Source organism: Actinomyces oris (assembly GCF_001937445.1).
GTDB lineage: Bacteria > Actinomycetota > Actinomycetes > Actinomycetales > Actinomycetaceae > Actinomyces > Actinomyces acetigenes.
Genome location: NZ_MSKS01000015.1, coordinates 12382 through 29089, shown reverse-complemented (window position 1 = coordinate 29089; position 16708 = coordinate 12382). Strand labels below are relative to the sequence as shown.

Genomic DNA, 16708 nt, shown 5'->3' with positions numbered 1-16708 from the left:
CCCGGCTGGTACCGACGGGGTGAGCCGGCACTACTATTCTCCCTGGACGTGCCCGCAGCGCCGCGGGCACGGGCGATGAGGAGGAATCATGGGTGAGCCGATGACGACGTCGGATGAGGATGCTCAGACGGCCGAGGAGCAGGAACGCGGCTACTGGCTCTACGTCCCGGGTGAGGGCGCCGGGAAGTGGGAGGAGTTTCGAACGGCCGGGATCATGGCACTCAACTGGGACCGGATCGGTGACCCCACGAGCTACCCGAACGAGGAGGCCGTCATCGAGGCGCTGGAGGCCGGCTACGGGGACTGGGGAGGCAGGCCGACAGGTGCGGCGGGCATGATCCGGGACTTCACCCGCATGATGCGTCCCGGCGACGTCGTCTACGCCCGGCGCGGTCCCACCGAGATCATCGGGCGCGGCGTCGTCCGCTCGCAGTTCCGTTACGACGATGCCCGGCCCTCCTACCGCTGCGTGCGCGACGTCGAGTGGACGCATGTCGGCTCCTGGTCGCTTCAGCGAGGTGTCCGCCGAGTGACACTGCAGCGCCTCACGCAGGAGACCAGTTACAACCCGGCCCAGCTCGAGTCACTGTTCGAGGACCGGAACGACCCTGACCCGTCCACGGTCTCCGCCCCCGCCGCGAGTCCCCGGAACGCTGATGAGCCCGACGTCGCCGACGTCTACACGCGGGAGAGCTTCCTGGCGGAGGTGTTCGTCGATCCCGAGGACCTGGAGCAGATGCTCGGGCTGCTGCGACGCAAGAAGAACCTCATCCTCCAGGGTGCCCCGGGCACGGGGAAGACCTTCGCGGCCAAGCGCCTGGCCTACGCCCTCATGGGCCAGACGGATGACTCGCGGGTGGAGGTGGTGCAGTTTCACCAGTCGACCGTCTATGAGGATGTCGTCGTCGGGCTGCGCCCCACGGCCGAGGGCGGGTTCGCGGCCGCCGAGGGCGTCTTCGCCAGGTTCTGCCGGCGTGCCGCCGCCGACCCGGGACGGGACTACGTGTTCATCATCGACGAGATCAACCGGGCCAACATCTCCAAGGCCTTCGGTGAGCTGCTCATGCTTATTGAGGCCGAGCACCGTGGGGAGGCGCTGCGTCTGCCCGTGTCCGGGGAGCTGCTGTCCGTCCCCAAACGGCTCCACATCATCGGCATGATGAACACCGCCGACCGGGGCCTGGCCCTCATCGACTACGCGCTGCGGCGCCGCTTCGCCTTCTTCGAGATGAGGCCGGCCCTCGACCACCCCGGGTTCCTCAGGCGCGTCGAGGCCGTGGGCAGCGCGAGGCTGGAGGCGCTGGTCGACGTCGTGCGCCGCCTCAACCAGCGGATCGCTGAGGACGAGGCCCTCGGCCCTGGGTTCCAGATCGGTCACTCCTACCTGTGCCTGCCTCCAGGTAGCCCCGGGGGTGTGGATGCGGACGTGGCCTCGGTGGTGCGCTACGAGCTGGAGCCGCTGGTGCGCGAGTACTGGTTCGACAATCCCGCCGCGATGGACGAGAGCATTCACGAGCTGGAGAGCGTCCTGGTATGACGGAGGCCCTGCCCGGCCGGGCTTGGGACGGGGCTTCCGGCCGGCCGCATCAGCGTGGTCCCAGCACCGTCCTGCTCAAGAACGTCTACTACATGCTCGCCTACGCCTTCAAGGCGTTGGAGACCGGCGAGCATCGGCGCCTGGCGGCCGAGGACTTCGAGCACGTCCACGACATGCTCGCCGCGATCCTGGCCGGTGGGCTGGACAACCAGCGCCGACGCGGTTTCGAGCGGGACTATCAGCCCTTCAGCGAGGACCTGACGGTTGTGCGGGGGCGCATCGACCCGGCCGCCACGATGCGTCTGAGGGCGCGCCGCGGGAGCCTGGTGCACTGTGACTACGACGAGCGTACCGAGAACACCCTCATGAACCGGCTCCTCAAGACCGCCGCCCTGCGCCTGATCCTGCACAGCGACATCGCCCCAGCCCGCAGGACGCGTCTGAAGTCGACACTGCTCGTCATGGGCGACGTCGAGGTGATGAGCCCCGGGGATCTGCGGCGGCTGCACTGGGAGAAGAGCTTGCGCTTCCACCGCGGTAACCGCTCCTACCGGCTGCTCATGGGCGTGTGCCGGCTCATCCTGGACGAGCGGCTGCTCAGAGGCGCAGACGGTGCGGTCAGCCTCGCCGACTTCCTCGACCCTCAGGAGCTGAGCGCCCTGTACGAGCGATTCGTCCTGGCCTACTTCCGCCGTCACCATCCCCACCTGCGTGCTGGCGCTCCCTGGGTGAGCGGCGGTATCGAGGATGCCCCGGTCTTCCTCCCGGGGCTGCACACCGACATCGTCCTGACCGGGCCGGAGCGGACCCTCATCATCGACACCAAGTGCTACGGGCGCGTCCTCGGCTCCCGCTACGACAGGTCGATCCTGTCCCCGGCCAACCGCAACCAGATTTACAGCTACGTCATGCACGAGGCCAGCGACCCCCGGCAGGCCGGGCGCGAGGTTGCCGGGATGCTGCTCTACGCCCAGACCGCCGTCGACCCACCGATCTGCGAGACCTGGACCGAGACCGGGCACCGCTTCCACGTGCGCACCCTCGACCTGGATCGGGACTTCACCGAGATCGCCGCGCAGCTCGACGACGTCGCCGCCCTGCTCTCGCCACCCTGATCTACTCGCGAGTCGAGAGCGCGCCGTTCCGCACTGTCCACATCGTCCCTCCTTCTCCTGCCTGCGGGGACATTCTGCGCGCAGGGGTGCATTTTCTTCCGGCCGGGGACGTGCTGCGCGTAGGGGGACAGGATTCCGGTCCCCGACGGCGTCGAATGCCCCCGGCCGTCACTGCGTGTTGGAGACCAAGAGGCGCGGGACGAGCACCGACGACGCCGGTGTCCGCAAGGGCAAGGTAAAGGCCCGGAAGGTGAGCGAAGTCTTGACCGCTGTCGCTCGCCTGATCCGGGCCGTCGGTGTCCTTGCGGATGCCCTCAGTAAGTGGATCGGCTAGGCCGTTCCCTTGCGAGGGGAGTCAACCGGTAGCAGCCGGCTGGCTCCCCACCATTATGGGGCCGTCGATCCGCACTGTCCACATCGTCCTTCCTTCTTCCGTCTGCGGGGACATTCTGTGCGCGGGGATGCTGTGTTGTCTCCTCACTTCTGAGACATGTGAGTGTCATGACTTCTGAGACACTCGCTCGGACGGGAACCCGGGGGCAGGCTGCTGGTCCTGGAAGCGAGGGCGGGGCCGAAGGGATGGTGCGTGACGGGGTGTCGGTGTCCACAGCGCTGACATCAGCCCTGCATCGGCGCTGCACGCCGAAGAAGAACCGCAGTATTCCAACGATCCCCGCTGGGTGCTTCGACGGCTGGATCGTTGATGTCAGCGCTGTGGACACCGGGCAGCGCGGGAGTGAGTCCGCGGGGTTCTTGCGGCAGAGTCCGGCGCCTCCGCCACAGGTCCGCCCCCTGCCCGCTGCCTGCGCTGGGGCCCGGTGGTCAGGGTTCGACGCCGGCTCCACCCCGAGCCGGCCTACTCCACGAGGGTCGGGATCTACTGGCCACGGGTTGTACGTACTGCACGAAGGCCCCACCTACCCGCAGTACCCCCAACCCTCCTCCAGTAGCACCCCACCCTCGTGCAGTGCATCCAGACGACGCCGGGCAGCCACCACAGTCACCGGGGCAGCCCCTCTCCGACAGGCCCAAGCAACAGCCCTCCCCTCCAGCAGACCCACCCCACCGATGCCTTGAGATGCCAAGACATCCGAAACTCCCAGAAGACATGAGACAACACATGTACGCAGGGGTGCATTTTCTTCCGGCCGGGGACGTGCTGCGCGTAGGGGGGACAGCAATCCGGTCCCCGACGGCGTCGAATGCCCCGTCCGCACCGAAATGCCCCCGGCCGCGGGGGAGGACTGGCAGCATCGGAACCGTGACCGAGAACCACACCCAGCCCAGCCCCGCCAATCCGGACGACGTCGTCAACCCCCTCCTGCTCCAGGCCTTCGCCTGGGATCTGCCCGCCGATTCCACTCACTGGCGCCTCCTGGCGGACAACGCCGCCCTCCTGGCCGACTGCGGGGTGAGCTCGGTGTGGCTCCCACCCGCCTACAAGGGGCAGGCCGGCGTGGAGGATGTCGGCTACGGCGTCTACGACACCTACGACCTGGGTGAGTTCGACCAGAAGGGCACCGTCCCCACCAAGTACGGCACCAAGGAGGACTACCTCACTGCCATCGAGGCCCTGCACGCGGCCGGCATCAGCGTCGTGGCGGACATTGTCCTCAACCACCGCATGGGCGGGGACGGCACCGAGGTCGTGCGCGCCACTCCCGTCGACCCTCACGACCGCATGCGCCCCATCGGGCAGGCCGAGGAGATCACCGCCTGGACCCGCTACACCTTCCCGGGGCGCGCCGGCGCCTACTCGGACTTCACCTGGGACTGGACCTGCTTCCACGGCACCGACTGGGACGAGGCCCGCCACCAGCAGGGGGTCTGGCTCTTCGAGGGCAAGCAGTGGAACGAGAACGTCAATGACGAGCTCGGCAACTACGACTACCTCATGGGCTCCGACGTCCACGTCACCGACCCCGCCGTCAGCGCCGAGATGGACCGCTGGGGGCGTTGGTACGTGGAGACCACCGGCGTCGACGGCCTGCGCTTGGACGCGCTCAAGCACGTCGGCGCCGACTTCTTCGCCCGCTGGCTGCCCGAGCTGCGCCGCGTCACCGGCCGCGCTCTGCCGGCCGTGGGCGAGTACTGGTCCCGCGACGTCGCCGAGCTGGAGGGCTACCTGGAGACCGTTCCCTTCATGAGCCTGTTCGACGTCCCCCTCCACTTCCACCTGCACGCCGCCTCCACCTCCAACGGCGACGTCGACCTGACCCGCCTCTTCGAGGGCACCCTCGTGGCCGCCGACCCCGCGCGCGCCGTCACCTTCGTGGAGAACCACGACACCCAGCCGGGTCAGTCGCTGGCCTCCACCATCGAGTCCTGGTTCAAGCCCTCGGCCTACGCCCTCATCCTGCTGCGCGAGGCCGGAACCCCCTGCGTCTTCTGGGGCGACCTGTTCGGCACCCCCGAGACCGGCGACCTGCCGGCCGTCACCGAGCTGCCGCTGCTCATGACCATGCGTCGCGCCCTGGCCCACGGCCCCCCAGCACGACGCCCTTGACGACCCCGACGTCGTCGGCTTCGCGCGCGAGGGCGACGAGGCCCATCCCGGCTCCGGGCTCGCCGTCGTCCTGTCCGACCGCAGGGCCGCCGCCAAACGCCTCCACGTCGGGGCGGGGCACGCCGGAGAGCAGTGGATCTGCGTCCTGGGCGGGCACGATCCGGTCACCATCGGTGGCGACGGCAGCGTGGATCTGCCCGTCTCCGACGGCGGCCTGAGCATCTACGCGCCGGAGGCCGCCAAGCCGATCCTGGACAGCGCTGAGCAGCACCTCCTGCGCCAGCGCTGAGGACCGCAGGCAGAGGTGGGGAGCCGCGATTTCCTTCGCGCCCGACCTTCCGGGCGCGTAGGGTGATGGCGGCAGCCGCACTGACCTGAGCCGACCTTCCTGGAGGAGACATGCCTGCTTTCCATGCGCCCACCGACCAGAGGACCGATAAGGCCGTCGCCGTCTTCATCGCCCCCGGGCTGGAGGAGGTTGAGGCGCTGGCGACCGTGGACATCCTCTTCCGCGCCGGCATCCCCACGACGATGATCTCCGTGACCCCTGAGCGGGCCGTCGTCTCCTCCCACAACATCGTCGTCACCTGCGACCTCGCCCTGTCCGAGGCGAACCTGGACGATTACGACATGCTCGTCCTGCCCGGCGGCATCCCCGGCACCCCCAACCTCAAGGCCATCGATCCCCTCATGGCTGCGGTCACCGAGCGGGTGCGCGCCGGCCGGCCCGTGGCCGCGATCTGCGCCGCCCCCTCGATCCTGGCAGAGCTGGGTCTGCTCGAGGGACGCCAGGCGACGTCGAACCCCGGCTTCATGGGCGTGCTCGCCGAGCACGGTGCGCAAGTCAGCCAGGCCGCGGTCGTGGCCGACGGCGCCGTCATCACCTCGCGCGGAATGGGCACCGCCATCGACTTCGGCCTGGAGATCGTGCGCCACTACCTGAGCGAGGAGGCCGTCGACGACGTCAAGGCCAAGATCGTCTACCAGGGCTGATTTCCTCTCTTGCCGTTGTTTCGATCCCGGTGGGTCATCCAACGCGCTCAAGGCCCGCGAGGACGCACGTTGGGGTTCGCGAACTCACCGTGGAGGTGCAAGTCGGCGGGCCCTGAGGTGCGTCCTCGCGGCTCGATCGAGTGGGTACGGGGTGAATGTCAGCGGATCAGGGCTTCTTGCTGCTGCGGAGCCCCTTGGGGATGAGGGCGGCGATGACGAGCAGGCCACCCAGGCCCGCCAGACAGATGATGGCCGTCGTCGTGAAGTCGAAGCGCAGCCCCATTCCGGCAGCGATGAGCAGCCCGCCCACCAGGATCAGGAACGCCCCCCACAGGAGGGTGGATCCCTTGATGTTCTGGGGAGCCTGCGGCTGCTGCTCCTGGCCGGCCACCGTCCCGGCGCTCCACACCGGGCCGGGCGTCGACGACGCAGGCGCCGAGTCCGCGGACGCCGCCTCCGCACCGGCCTCCTCGGAGGCGGGCAGTGGCATGGTGACCGGCTGAGTCTCCGGTTCAACTGCTGGCTCAGCTAAGGGCTGAGTCACCGGTGGGGTCAGGGGCTGGGTGTCGCCGGCGGTCGGGAAGGGCTTCGTGGTGTCCTCGCCGGTCGTCTTGGTGCTGTTGCTGCCGGCGTCGTCGGGCGACGTCGTGGATGAGGTGCTGCTCATGGGGGTCTCCTTGGATGGGTCCGGGACGTGCCCGGGGAAGAGTTCTGATGGCTGAGGCGGTGCGCAGACGCGGGCGCGATCACCCGGCTGTCGGGCTGGCCGCGGAGGACTGCTTGGTGGGAGCCGGGGACGGTGTCGCAGCCGCCGCCCCGGAGGGGCTCGGGCTCGCACTGGGCTGCGCGGCGCCCTGCCCGGACAGGGCCTGCTGCACGCAGGCGTCATATGCGGAGCGCTCCTCGGAGGTGAGCTCGGACAGATCTTGCCAGGTGACATGCTGGCTGCGGTTGGCCTGATTCGTGCTCTCGCGGGCCGTGCGGATGCAGGCCTCGGCGTCGCCGGTGGTGATGGCTGGGTGGCTCATGCCCGGAACCGGCAGGGCGCCGTCGTGAGCATTGCTTTTCTCGTCGTACCAGACGTTGACGATCCACACGGACTCCTGGGCGTTGCCGTACCAGAAGACGGTGCCTCGCGATTCCTCCACGTCGATCCTCCCGGTGTCCACCGAGGCGTTGATCATGATCGCCGGCAGCCCGTCCTTGCCGCTGGGTGAGACCAGGGTGGACGCGATGTTCAGGCCGCCGTGGGAGCTCTTGTAGCGGGAGTCGGCATTGCCGGCCACGTCGTAGGCGCGCAGGTCCTCCTCATCGGGCTCCATCTGTTTTCCGTCAACGGTCCAGGCCCGGGAGGCCCGGGAGTCGACCGAGCCCATGTCGACGTCGGTCTTCACCGTCACTCGCTGGTTGGGGTCGGTCTTGATACGCAGGGTCCCGACGTCGAGGTGCGCGTTGATCGTGGAGAGCTTTCCGGCCTCCTCGGCCGGCATGCCGCGCAGGTCCAGGGTGAGGTCGCCGACGTCCTTACTGCGGGTGACGCTGCCGCCGCTGGCTGACGACGCCAGCTCCTTCCAGGTCACTGTGGTCGAGCCGAACGTTGCCGAATCCGTGATGACCCCGAAGGGCATGCGGGCCAGGCTCGGAGGGACGACCGAGGCGGTGGCCAGCGCGGGGATCGCAGCGACGAACAGGACCGGCCAGCCCAGCACCGTCATCCAGCCGCCGCGCCGACGACGCAGACCACTGGCGACGATGCCCGCTCCTAGGAGCGCGGCCAGGGTGCCGATGAGGAAGTACTGTCCCTGGAGCAGGCCGACGCGGTGGGTCGCCGTGGCATACCAGATACCCGCTCCGGTCAGGAACCCCAGGCCCAGGACCGCCAGCGACAGCGAGGAACCGGGGCCGGGACGGCGTGGGCGCGCCGGCTGGTACGGCGGGCGCTGTCGGTAGGAGCGGCTCTGCCAGCTCGGGGCGCCGGAGCCGGGCGCCGAGGAGTCCCAGGCCGATGCGGAGCCCGCCGCGGAGGCGAAGCCCCCGGCCTGACCCGCAGGACCGGCCTGGCTGCCCGGGTGGCTGCCCGGTGCCTGCGCGGCACCGGGCGCCGAGGCATGCCAGGGCTGGGGGCCCTGAGGCCCTCGAGTGGTTTTCCGACTCATACGCCGGTCCTGGGCGCTGCGGATGAGGAAGACGATGGCCAGGACGATCAGCCCCAGCCAGAACAGGGGCCACATGGCGGCGGCGATTCCCGTCTCATGGATGTACCAGTTGGGGATGAAACCGCTACCGAATGTCGACATACCGATGATCGTCATTCCGATGGCGCCCGCCAGGCCCGCGTTGAAACGGCCGGAGAGGGCCTCCTCCAGGTGGATGCGCCCATCGGACTCCTCGGGCAGGAGGGCCCAGGCCAGTCCGTAGAGGACCAGGCCGACACCGGCGAAGAGCGAGAGCACCACCCATGCGCAACGCACCAGGGTGGGGTCCAGGCCGAAGCGGTAGGCCACGCCACCGGCCACACCCGCGACCCAGCGCTCATTGGTGCGCATGAGGCCCGAGCCGCGCAGGGAGTCGAAGAAGCGGTGGGTGGATCCGCCCTGAGGCCCGGGCTGAGGGCCGCCGTACTGCTGGAAGGAGGGCTCGGGGCCCGGCTGCGGTCCATACTGCGGGCCGTACGGCGGACTCTGCTGGGAGTCGCGCTGGGCGCCGTCGGCGCCGTAGGAGTCAGCAGGGGCGGAGGAGCCAGAGGAATCGGTGCCGGTGGGAGAGTCACCGTCAGACGGGGAGACAGGCATGTCGTTCATGTCAACAATTCTTCGCGTCCCAGGCCTGCAGCACGATCAGGGGAACCCCTGAATGATCCCGGATTGTCCCCCGAATACCCCGGAGGACAATCAGATCGGTGACCCTGACGTGCCACGATGGTGCCATGACGACAGCTCAGCAGTGGGGCGCGCAGCCCGGGCCGACCGCCGGCGGGCCGGCATACTCCTGGAGCCCCCCGCGCCAGCTGCAGCGACGCCCCCCGCTGCGCCGCCTACCCCACCACCTGGGGCCGGCTCCGGCCGACGTGCCGGCACAGACCGCTCGCATGCGCCGCCCCGCCCGCATCGCCGGCGTCTGCGCAGGACTGAGCCTCCATCTGGGCGTCCCCGTGCGATACGTCCGTGCGGCCATGGTCGTCCTGGCCCTCGGCGGCGGCGCGGGCGCCCTGCTCTACGCCCTGCTGTGGGCGACTCTCCCCGGGGAGAACGGCCCGGCAGGTGCGGATCCCGCATCGGTGGCCTCCCGTGCCCGCCTGGCGGCCCGACTCAGCGGCGGGAAAGGCGCCGCAGAGCGCAGGGCCGACGGCGGCGCCCCCCTGGGGCTGTCGCAGACGGTCATCGACGGCGGCGCACTCCTCCTGGCGGCCCTGTTCCTGGCCTCCTGGCGCTTCGGGCTGCTGGAGCGGATCGGGGCGGTGGGAATCATCGTCGTCGTCATCGCCGGGGCGGCCCTGGCCTGGTCGCAGATGGACAACCTCGTCGGCCCGGACCGCAACCTGAGCGCTGTTGTGCGGGTCGCGGGCGGGGTGTGCCTGGCCGTCGTCGGCATCCTGGTGTGGGTGGCTGCGGACAGCACCCCCTACAAGCTCATCTCCGGACTCATCACCGGAGGGGCACTCGTGGCGGGCATCGGCGTGGTCCTGGCGCCCCTGTGGCTGCGGACCAACCGGGCCCTGGCCGACACCCGCGCCGCCGAGATCCGCGAGGCCGAGCGCGCCGACATCGCCGCCCACCTGCACGACTCCGTCCTCCAGACCCTCACCCTCATCCGTAAGCGCGCCGACGAGCCCGAGACGGTGGCCCGCCTGGCCCGCTCCCAGGAGCGCGAGCTGCGCGCCTGGCTCTACACCGACCGTCCCGCGCCGGGTACCTCCGTGGCCGACGCCTTCACCGACCTGGCCGGTGAGATCGAGGACCGCTACGGCGTGGCCGTTGACGCCGTGTGCGTCGGCGACCGGGCCCCCGACCGCGACACCGAGGTTATCGTCGCCGCCGCCCGCGAGGCCCTGTCCAACGCGGTGCGCCACGGCGCCCCACCGGTCTCCCTCTACGTGGAGGCTGGCGAGGAGGGCCTGGAGGTGTTCGTGCGCGATCACGGCCCCGGCTTCGACCTGGACACCATCGCCGAGGACCGCCACGGCGTACGCGAGTCCATCATCGCCCGCATGGAGCGCCACGGCGGCAGCGCCCGGGTGCGCCGCATGTCCACCGGCACCGAGGTGGCGCTGACCCTCCCCGTGCGAACCCCCTGAGCCGCCTATCGTTGCTCCCATCTCCTTCGGGCCCCGCTCAAGCCCCTTCATCCTTCATCACCCCCACGTCACCCCCCAGGAAGACCCCATGGCTGACACGCCCGCCGCCACCACAGACCACCAGCCGCCCGCTGAGGCGAGCACGTCCCTGAGGGTCCTGGTCGTCGACGACCACGCCCTGGTCCGCTCCGGGGTGCGCTCCGAGCTGACCTCCCACGCCCCCGACCTGGACGTCATCGCCGAGGCCGACGACGTCGAAGGCGCCATCGCCGCCGTCCACGCCCTGCGACCCGACGTCGTCCTGCTCGACGTCCACCTGCCCGGCGGCAACGGTGGGGGAGGGGCCGAGGTCGTCGCCTCCTGCCACGACGTCCCCGAGACGCGTTTCCTGGCCCTGAGCGTCTCGGACGCCAGCGACGACGTCGTCGGCGTCATCCGGGCCGGCGCCCGTGGCTACGTCACCAAGGCGATCTCCACCGAGGACCTGGCCCAGGCCGTGCGGCGCGTGGCCGCCGGGGATGCCGCCTTCTCCCCGCGCCTGGCCGGATTCGTCCTGGACGCCTTCGGTGCCGGAGCGGGCGAGGTGGCCGTGGCCGACACCGAGCTCGACCGCCTCTCGGCGCGTGAGCGGGAGGTCATGCGCCTCATCGCCCGCGGCTACACCTACAAGGAGTGCGCCTCCGAGCTGTTCATCTCGGTCAAGACCGTCGAGACCCACGTCTCGGCGGTCCTGCGCAAGCTCCAGCTGTCCAACCGCAACGAGCTCACCCGCTGGGCCGTGGCCCGTCGCATCGTGTAGAGGCGCGACATCGTCCTGGGCTCGTTCCGGGAACGAACCGGGGTCGTGCGGGTGAGCGGCGGCCCGGTCTGGTGACGGTCTGGCATCGCGTCCGGGCCCACATCGTCGCACTGTCCCGCCGCCGACCCGATCCGTGGCAGGATGCGGGACGTGAGCCACCCCCCGCAGCCCTCCGCGAGCACCGCTCATCCCCACCCCGACCCTCTCCGACCTGCCTGCGAGCACCTGCGTGCAGGCGGGCTCGTCATCCTGCCCACGGACACCGTCTACGGCATCGGGTGCAACGCCGCCGACGCCGGGGCGGTCGAGCGGCTGCTGGCCGCCAAGGGACGCGGACGCCAGATGCCCCCGCCGGTCCTCGTGGCCGACCCCGCCGACCTGACCGGGATCGTCGCCCAGGTGCCGGAGGCCGCCCGCGCCCTCATGGAGGCCTTCTGGCCGGGCGCACTGACCCTCATCCTGGAGGCCGACGAGACCCTGACCTGGGACCTGGGGGAGACCGGCGGTACCCTCGCCGTGCGTATGCCCGCCCACGAGCTCGCCCTGAACCTCCTGCGCCGCAGCGGCCCGCTGGCCGTCACCTCCGCCAACCCCACTGGCGCCCCGCCGGCCACCGACGCCGCCTCCGCCCGGGCCGCCTTCCCCGGCCGGGTTCGGGACCTCGAAGAGCTCGCGCCGGGTAGCGCTGGCTCCGCCCGGTGCGAGGACATCCTGCTGCTCGACGGCGGAGCCACCCCCGGACCGGTTCCCTCCACCATCGTCACCCTCGCCGGGGCGCACGCCCGCGCCCCCCGGATCCTGCGTCAGGGGGCTTTGGCGCAGGAGGACCTGGAACGAGTGGCCGGCCTCGCCCTGTCCGAGGGGACGGCAGGCGTAGTGCGCGACAGGACGGGGGCGGGCGCGTGAAGGTCTACCTCCTGGTCATGGCCATTGCCACCGCGACCACCTACGTGGCCGTGCCGATCATCCGGCACATCGCCCTGGTGGGTAACGCGCTGACCCCCGTGCGGGCCCGTGACGTCCACTCCACGCCCATCCCGCGCCTGGGCGGCGTGGCCATGTTCTTCGGCCTGTTCTCTGCGATCTCCGTGGCCTCTACCATCCCCTACCTCTCCGACGTCATCGACTCCAGCGCCTGGGCGGTGGTCCTGGGGGCGGGACTGGTGTGCCTGCTCGGCGTCGTCGACGACCTGTGGGAGCTGGACTGGATGACCAAGCTCGCCGGCCAGATCCTGGCCGCCGGCGTCATGGCCTGGCAGGGCGTCCAGCTCCTCACCTTCCCCGTGGCGGGGCTGACAATCGGCTCCTCGCGCCTGTCCCTCATCTCCACCGTCATCGTTGTGGTGGCCGCCATCAACGCCGTCAACTTCGTCGACGGGCTCGACGGGCTGGCGGCCGGCATCATCGGGATCGGCTCGACCGCCTTCTTCCTGTACACCTACGTCCTGACCCGCGCCACGAGCCCGGGCTCCTACAGCTCCCTGGCCGCCACCATCGTGGCCGCGCTCATCGGCGTGTGCATGGGCTTCCTGCCCCACAACTTCAACCCCGCCACCATCTTCATGGGCGACTCCGGGGCGATGCAGCTGGGGCTGGTATCGGCCGCGTCCACCATCATCGTCACCGGGCAGATCGACCCGGGCAGCTTCGACGGCTCGCGCGCCCTGCCGGCCTTCATGCCGATCCTCCTGCCGTTGGCGGTGCTCCTGCTGCCCCTGACCGACATGATCATGGCGATCGTGCGCCGCACCCGGAAGGGACTGAGCCCCACCCACCCCGACCGTATGCACATGCACCACCGGCTCCTGGCCGCTGGGCACTCCCATCGCCGCGCGGTGCTGGTGATGTACCTGTGGGCGGCGGTCGCCTCCTTCCCCGTGGCCGCCATGGCCTTCTTCCCCCTGCCCTGGGTGCTGGCGGGGCTCGCCATCTCGGTGCTGTTCGCCTTCGTCGTCACCGTCGACCTCATGCCCGGGGTGCGCCACGGCCTGCGCTCGGCGCTGCGCCGTCGCCGCGGCCGTCAGGAGCATCGGATCGTCGTCTCCCGCAACGTGTCGGGGACCGGTGAGGTGACGCGCCCGGCCGAGGGGCAGGCGCCGCACGGGACCGCCCTGCAGACGTCGCCCGGTCCCTCTGAAAGGACACACCAGTGAGCCAGACGCCCCCCGCGAACGCCCGGGCGCTGCGCGATGCCTCAGTGCGGCTGCGCCGAGTCCTCGCCGTGGCCGCCGCCGTCATGGTGGCCGGCGAGACCCTGTGGTGCCTGCTTGGCGGAGCCCGCGGCGCCGTGGCTCAGCCGCTGGGCACGCTGCTGGCCGCAGTGGGGACGACGATGCTGCTCCTGGCCGCGAGCTGGTGGTTCCTGGACCGCATGGTCCACTCCGACACGGGGGGCCTGGTGGCCTGGGTAGCAGTCGGGTACCTGGGGAAGATCGCTCTCCTGGCGGTGGGGCTCCTAGGAGGAAGAGCCCTAGGATGCGATACCAGAGTGATTGGAATCTCACTCATTGTGGCGATCCTGGTGGGCATGTTCGCCGAGGCGACCGTCCTGGCGCAGGCGCGAATCCTTGCGGTGGAGCCGAAGAAGGATGAGTCTGCGGACCGCCCCTGACTGGCGGGTGGGGCCGTGTGCAGGATGTCGTGACAGTGACGGACCGCGACAAGACGTCCGGTTTGCTTCGTCAGACCCCTGTGAGGCGTTAGCATGATTAGTGGTTAGCGGGCCTGTCAGAACGGGCCTCGAAGCGTGAGAGACATTGGGAGGATCTCCTGTCCACCAACACTGTCACCGAGAACGGCACGGTTGCAGACGATGTCGCCGTGCCGCGGACGGCTGACGTCAAGTCGTTCGTCAAACCGCTGTGGTACTGGGTGCTCCTGATCGTCCTGGTCGCTGTCATCGCACTGACCGCGGTGCCCGCCTTCACTGTCACGGGGGGCCACAAGCTTCAGCAGCCCGGTGCTGAGGACTTCTTCCCCGGGGCGATCTTCGGTGAGGGAACTCTCCTGGAGTTCAACCGGCTCACTCTCGTCCGCGTCGTTATGGGGGTTGCTCTGTGCCTGACGGTGGGCGTGGTCGCCAGCCGGATCAAGATCGTCCCCGGGCGCGGCCAGGCCCTGCTGGAGATCGTCGCCGACTTCGTGCGCAGCAATGTGGCCTTCACGCTTCTGGGCAACAAGAACGGCCGCCGTTTTGCCCCGCTGCTGGGCACCCTCTTCCTGGGCGTGCTCGCCATGAACCTCTCCGGCGTCATCCCGGGCCTCAACATCGCTGCCTCCTCGGTGGTTGCCGTGCCCATGGTGTTCGCGGCCCTGACCTACATCACCTTCATCGGTGCGGGCATCAGGGAACAGGGGGTCGGGCACTTCTTCGCCTCCCAGCTCATGCCGCCGGGCCTGCCCAAGGTGATGTACCTGCTCATCACCCCCATCGAGTTCCTCTCGAACTTCATTGTGCGGCCGGTGACGCTCACCCTGCGTCTGCTGTGCAACATGGTCTCCGGGCACATGCTGCTCGGCATGACCTTCTTCGGCACTACCAGCCTGCTTCTTCACCTCCAGGCCTCCTCGACGCTCAGCCTCCTGACCGGCGCGTCCATGATCGTGGTGACCCTGTTCGAGGTGTTCGTGGCGGTGCTGCAGGCCTACATCTTCACCATCCTCAGTGCCGTCTACATCAAGCTCTCCATCGAGGCTCACTAGACGTCACGGTGCGTCGCCTCAAGCCTCTTTCCACCGCCCCCACCTGCGCCATCCGGCGCCAGAAAGTAAGGAACCACATATGACCTCCGCTGCTCTCGCATACGTCGGCTACGGCCTGGCCACGCTCGGCCCGGGCATCGGCATCGGCATCATGGTTGGCAAGACCCAGGAGGGTACGGCCCGTCAGCCCGAGGTGGCCGGGCGCCTGTTCACCAACATGATCATCGGTGCGGGCATGGTCGAGGCCCTGGCCCTCATCGGCTTCGTTATCCCGTTCGTTGTCAAGTGATGCTTCCCCTGGCTGCCGAGGGCGGGCAGGGCGGAGGCACAGCCTTCATCCTGCCTCCGCTCTATGAGATCTTCTGGGCGGCGATCGTCCTCCTGCTCATCCTCCTGGTGGTGGGCCGCTACGCCCTGCCCCGGCTCTACGCCGTGCTGGACGAACGCGCCCAGCGCATCCAGGAGGGCCTCGACCTGGCCGACAAGGCCAAGCAGGACCAGACCGACGCCGAGAAGCGCGCCACCCGGCTCGTGGACGAGGCCCGTCGCGAGGCCGCCCGCATCCGCGACAACGCCCAGGGCGAGGCTAAGGAGATCATCGCCAAGGCCCGCACCGACGCCCAGGCGGAGGCCGCCGGCATCATCGAGGGCGCCCAGCGTCAGATCCTGGCCGAGAAGCAGGCCGCGCAGATCTCGCTGCGCACCGACGTCGGCATGCTCGCCTCCACCCTGGCCGAGCGGATCGTCGGTGAGCATCTGAGCGACACCGCCCTGTCCGAGCGGGTCATCGACCGCTTCCTCGACGAACTCGAGACCATGGAGCCGGTCGAGGGGCTCGACGCCGGCGCCTCCTCCTCTGCGGAGGCTACGCGGTGAGAACAGGAACTGCCGCCACTCGTGAGATCGTGAGCCAGGCCTGGAGCCCGGTGCTCACAGCCGCGGGCGTCGAGGGCCAGGAGCTGGGTCGCCAGATCCTCGCCCTGGCCCACCAGGTCGCCGTCCACTCGCTGTCCGGTCCACTGACCGACCCGGGCCGCGAGCCTGAGGACAAGGTGGCCCTGGCCCGCCGGCTCTTTACCGGCACCGTGGACGAGCGCGTCGTCGACCTGCTCAGCGCCATGGTCCGCGGCCGCTGGTCCAAGGCCGTCGACCTGGTCTCCGCCCTCCACGACCTGGGCATCGAGGCGATACTCGCCGGCGCCCACGCGGACGGCTCGGTGAAGCAGATCGAGCAGCAGCTCTTCGAGGTCCACGAGCAGATCGCCGACAACCGCGAGCTGCGCGAGGCCCTGACCCCATCGCGCCGTACCAGCACCGAGGCCCGGGTCCGCCTGGTCGAGGCCGTCTTCGCCCCCCACATCAGTGCTCCCGCTATGAGCCTGGTGGACTGGTGCATGCGCCACCACGCCGAGGGCGGTCCGCTGCGCAACCTGCGCCGCGTCGTCGAGTTGGCCGCCGAGATGCGCCAGCGCACCATCGTCGACGTCGTCACCGCCATTCCCATGACCTCGGCTCAGGAGGAGCGCCTGCGCACCATCCTGGAGCGCCGCCTGGGCACCAAGGTCGACCTCAACTGCGAGGTCGACTCCGCGGTCATCGGCGGAGTCCGCATCTCGACGAGGAACTACGTCATGGACCGCACCGTGAGCAGCGCCGTCGCCGAGCTGCGCACTCGCCTGGCGGGCTAGCCCGCTGATCGCACGCCGACCCACAACTTCACCACCCCACCCCGCGCCGTCGTCGCTTACGCCCAGCGCCGCCG

At 69.8% G+C, this 16708-nt stretch carries 14 protein-coding genes and 1 pseudogene; 13 read left to right on the top strand and 2 right to left on the bottom strand.

Annotated elements, in window-relative coordinates; translation table 11 throughout:
• The first annotated feature begins 88 nt into the window (after nt 1-88).
• The 4 genes and pseudogenes from BKH20_RS05045 to BKH20_RS05025 all read left to right on the top strand — a co-directional run bounded on the left by BKH20_RS05045 (nt 89) and on the right by BKH20_RS05025 (nt 6151).
• Nucleotides 89-1537, top strand: coding sequence for an McrB family protein (locus BKH20_RS05045; protein WP_075390187.1), 1449 nt, complete (start codon nt 89-91; stop codon nt 1535-1537).
• A complete protein-coding gene (locus BKH20_RS05040; protein ID WP_081381598.1) occupies nt 1534-2652 on the top strand; it encodes a 5-methylcytosine restriction system specificity protein McrC in 1119 nt (372 codons plus the stop codon). Before BKH20_RS05045 ends, BKH20_RS05040 begins: the two co-directional genes overlap by 4 nt.
• A gap of 1261 nt (nt 2653-3913) precedes the next feature.
• A pseudogene (locus tag BKH20_RS05030) lies at nt 3914-5447 on the top strand (alpha-amylase).
• 110 nt (nt 5448-5557) lie between these two features.
• A complete protein-coding gene (locus tag BKH20_RS05025) occupies nt 5558-6151 on the top strand; it encodes a DJ-1 family glyoxalase III (protein ID WP_075390185.1) in 594 nt (197 codons plus the stop codon).
• 166 nt (nt 6152-6317) lie between these two features.
• On the opposite strand, the gene BKH20_RS05020 is transcribed toward BKH20_RS05025, so the two are convergent.
• Nucleotides 6318-6818, bottom strand: a complete 501-nt coding sequence (locus BKH20_RS05020) for a hypothetical protein (RefSeq protein WP_075390184.1) — start codon at nt 6816-6818, stop codon at nt 6318-6320.
• A 79-nt stretch (nt 6819-6897) separates the two neighbouring features.
• Nucleotides 6898-8952, bottom strand: a complete 2055-nt coding sequence (locus BKH20_RS05015) for a PspC domain-containing protein (protein WP_075390183.1) — start codon at nt 8950-8952, stop codon at nt 6898-6900.
• Nucleotides 8953-9077: 125 nt separating this feature from the next.
• Here BKH20_RS05015 and BKH20_RS05010 point away from each other — a divergent pair, with 125 nt between their 5' ends.
• The 9 genes from BKH20_RS05010 (at nt 9078) to atpH (ending at nt 16634) form a co-directional block, all read left to right on the top strand.
• A complete protein-coding gene (locus BKH20_RS05010) occupies nt 9078-10445 on the top strand; it encodes a PspC domain-containing protein (RefSeq protein ID WP_430793375.1) in 1368 nt (455 codons plus the stop codon).
• An 88-nt stretch (nt 10446-10533) separates the two neighbouring features.
• Nucleotides 10534-11244, top strand: a complete 711-nt coding sequence (locus tag BKH20_RS05005) for a response regulator (RefSeq protein ID WP_075390182.1) — start codon at nt 10534-10536, stop codon at nt 11242-11244.
• A 141-nt stretch (nt 11245-11385) separates the two neighbouring features.
• Nucleotides 11386-12150: an L-threonylcarbamoyladenylate synthase gene (locus BKH20_RS05000; RefSeq protein ID WP_075390181.1), complete on the top strand. Its 765-nt coding sequence runs from the start codon at nt 11386-11388 to the stop codon at nt 12148-12150.
• Entirely contained in the window at nt 12147-13397 is a 1251-nt protein-coding gene (locus tag BKH20_RS04995; protein ID WP_075390180.1) for an MraY family glycosyltransferase, read from the top strand. Before BKH20_RS05000 ends, BKH20_RS04995 begins: the two co-directional genes overlap by 4 nt.
• Complete coding sequence (locus BKH20_RS04990; protein ID WP_075390179.1) at nt 13394-13855, top strand: pseudouridine synthase; 462 nt, start codon at nt 13394-13396, stop codon at nt 13853-13855. The genes BKH20_RS04995 and BKH20_RS04990 overlap by 4 nt, the downstream gene beginning before the upstream one ends.
• 209 nt (nt 13856-14064) lie before the next feature.
• Nucleotides 14065-14946, top strand: a complete 882-nt coding sequence (gene atpB, locus BKH20_RS04985; RefSeq protein ID WP_178388548.1) for a F0F1 ATP synthase subunit A — start codon at nt 14065-14067, stop codon at nt 14944-14946.
• Nucleotides 14947-15025: 79 nt separating this feature from the next.
• The gene (gene atpE, locus BKH20_RS04980) at nt 15026-15235 is read left to right on the top strand and encodes an ATP synthase F0 subunit C (RefSeq protein ID WP_009395854.1); all 210 of its coding nucleotides are present in this window, start codon (nt 15026-15028) and stop codon (nt 15233-15235) included.
• Entirely contained in the window at nt 15235-15822 is a 588-nt protein-coding gene (locus BKH20_RS04975; protein WP_075390178.1) for a F0F1 ATP synthase subunit B, read from the top strand. The genes atpE and BKH20_RS04975 overlap by 1 nt, the downstream gene beginning before the upstream one ends.
• Complete coding sequence (gene atpH, locus BKH20_RS04970) at nt 15819-16634, top strand: ATP synthase F1 subunit delta (RefSeq protein WP_075390177.1); 816 nt, start codon at nt 15819-15821, stop codon at nt 16632-16634. Before BKH20_RS04975 ends, atpH begins: the two co-directional genes overlap by 4 nt.
• The last annotated feature ends 74 nt before the right edge of the window (nt 16635-16708 follow it).

What these genes read in the sequence shown, in the direction of transcription:
- BKH20_RS05010 (WP_430793375.1), top strand. Translation starts at nt 9,078, where the DNA reads ATGACGACAGCTCAGCAGTGGGGCGCGCAGCCCGGGCCGACCGCCGGC.
- BKH20_RS05025 (WP_075390185.1), top strand. Translation starts at nt 5,558, where the DNA reads ATGCCTGCTTTCCATGCGCCCACCGACCAGAGGACCGATAAGGCCGTC.
- atpE (WP_009395854.1), top strand. Translation starts at nt 15,026, where the DNA reads ATGACCTCCGCTGCTCTCGCATACGTCGGCTACGGCCTGGCCACGCTC.
- BKH20_RS04975 (WP_075390178.1), top strand. Translation starts at nt 15,235, where the DNA reads ATGCTTCCCCTGGCTGCCGAGGGCGGGCAGGGCGGAGGCACAGCCTTC.
- BKH20_RS05020 (WP_075390184.1), bottom strand. Translation starts at nt 6,818, where the DNA reads ATGAGCAGCACCTCATCCACGACGTCGCCCGACGACGCCGGCAGCAAC.
- BKH20_RS05005 (WP_075390182.1), top strand. Translation starts at nt 10,534, where the DNA reads ATGGCTGACACGCCCGCCGCCACCACAGACCACCAGCCGCCCGCTGAG.
- BKH20_RS05015 (WP_075390183.1), bottom strand. Translation starts at nt 8,952, where the DNA reads ATGAACGACATGCCTGTCTCCCCGTCTGACGGTGACTCTCCCACCGGC.
- BKH20_RS05040 (WP_081381598.1), top strand. Translation starts at nt 1,534, where the DNA reads ATGACGGAGGCCCTGCCCGGCCGGGCTTGGGACGGGGCTTCCGGCCGG.
- BKH20_RS05000 (WP_075390181.1), top strand. Translation starts at nt 11,386, where the DNA reads ATGCGGGACGTGAGCCACCCCCCGCAGCCCTCCGCGAGCACCGCTCAT.
- BKH20_RS05045 (WP_075390187.1), top strand. Translation starts at nt 89, where the DNA reads ATGGGTGAGCCGATGACGACGTCGGATGAGGATGCTCAGACGGCCGAG.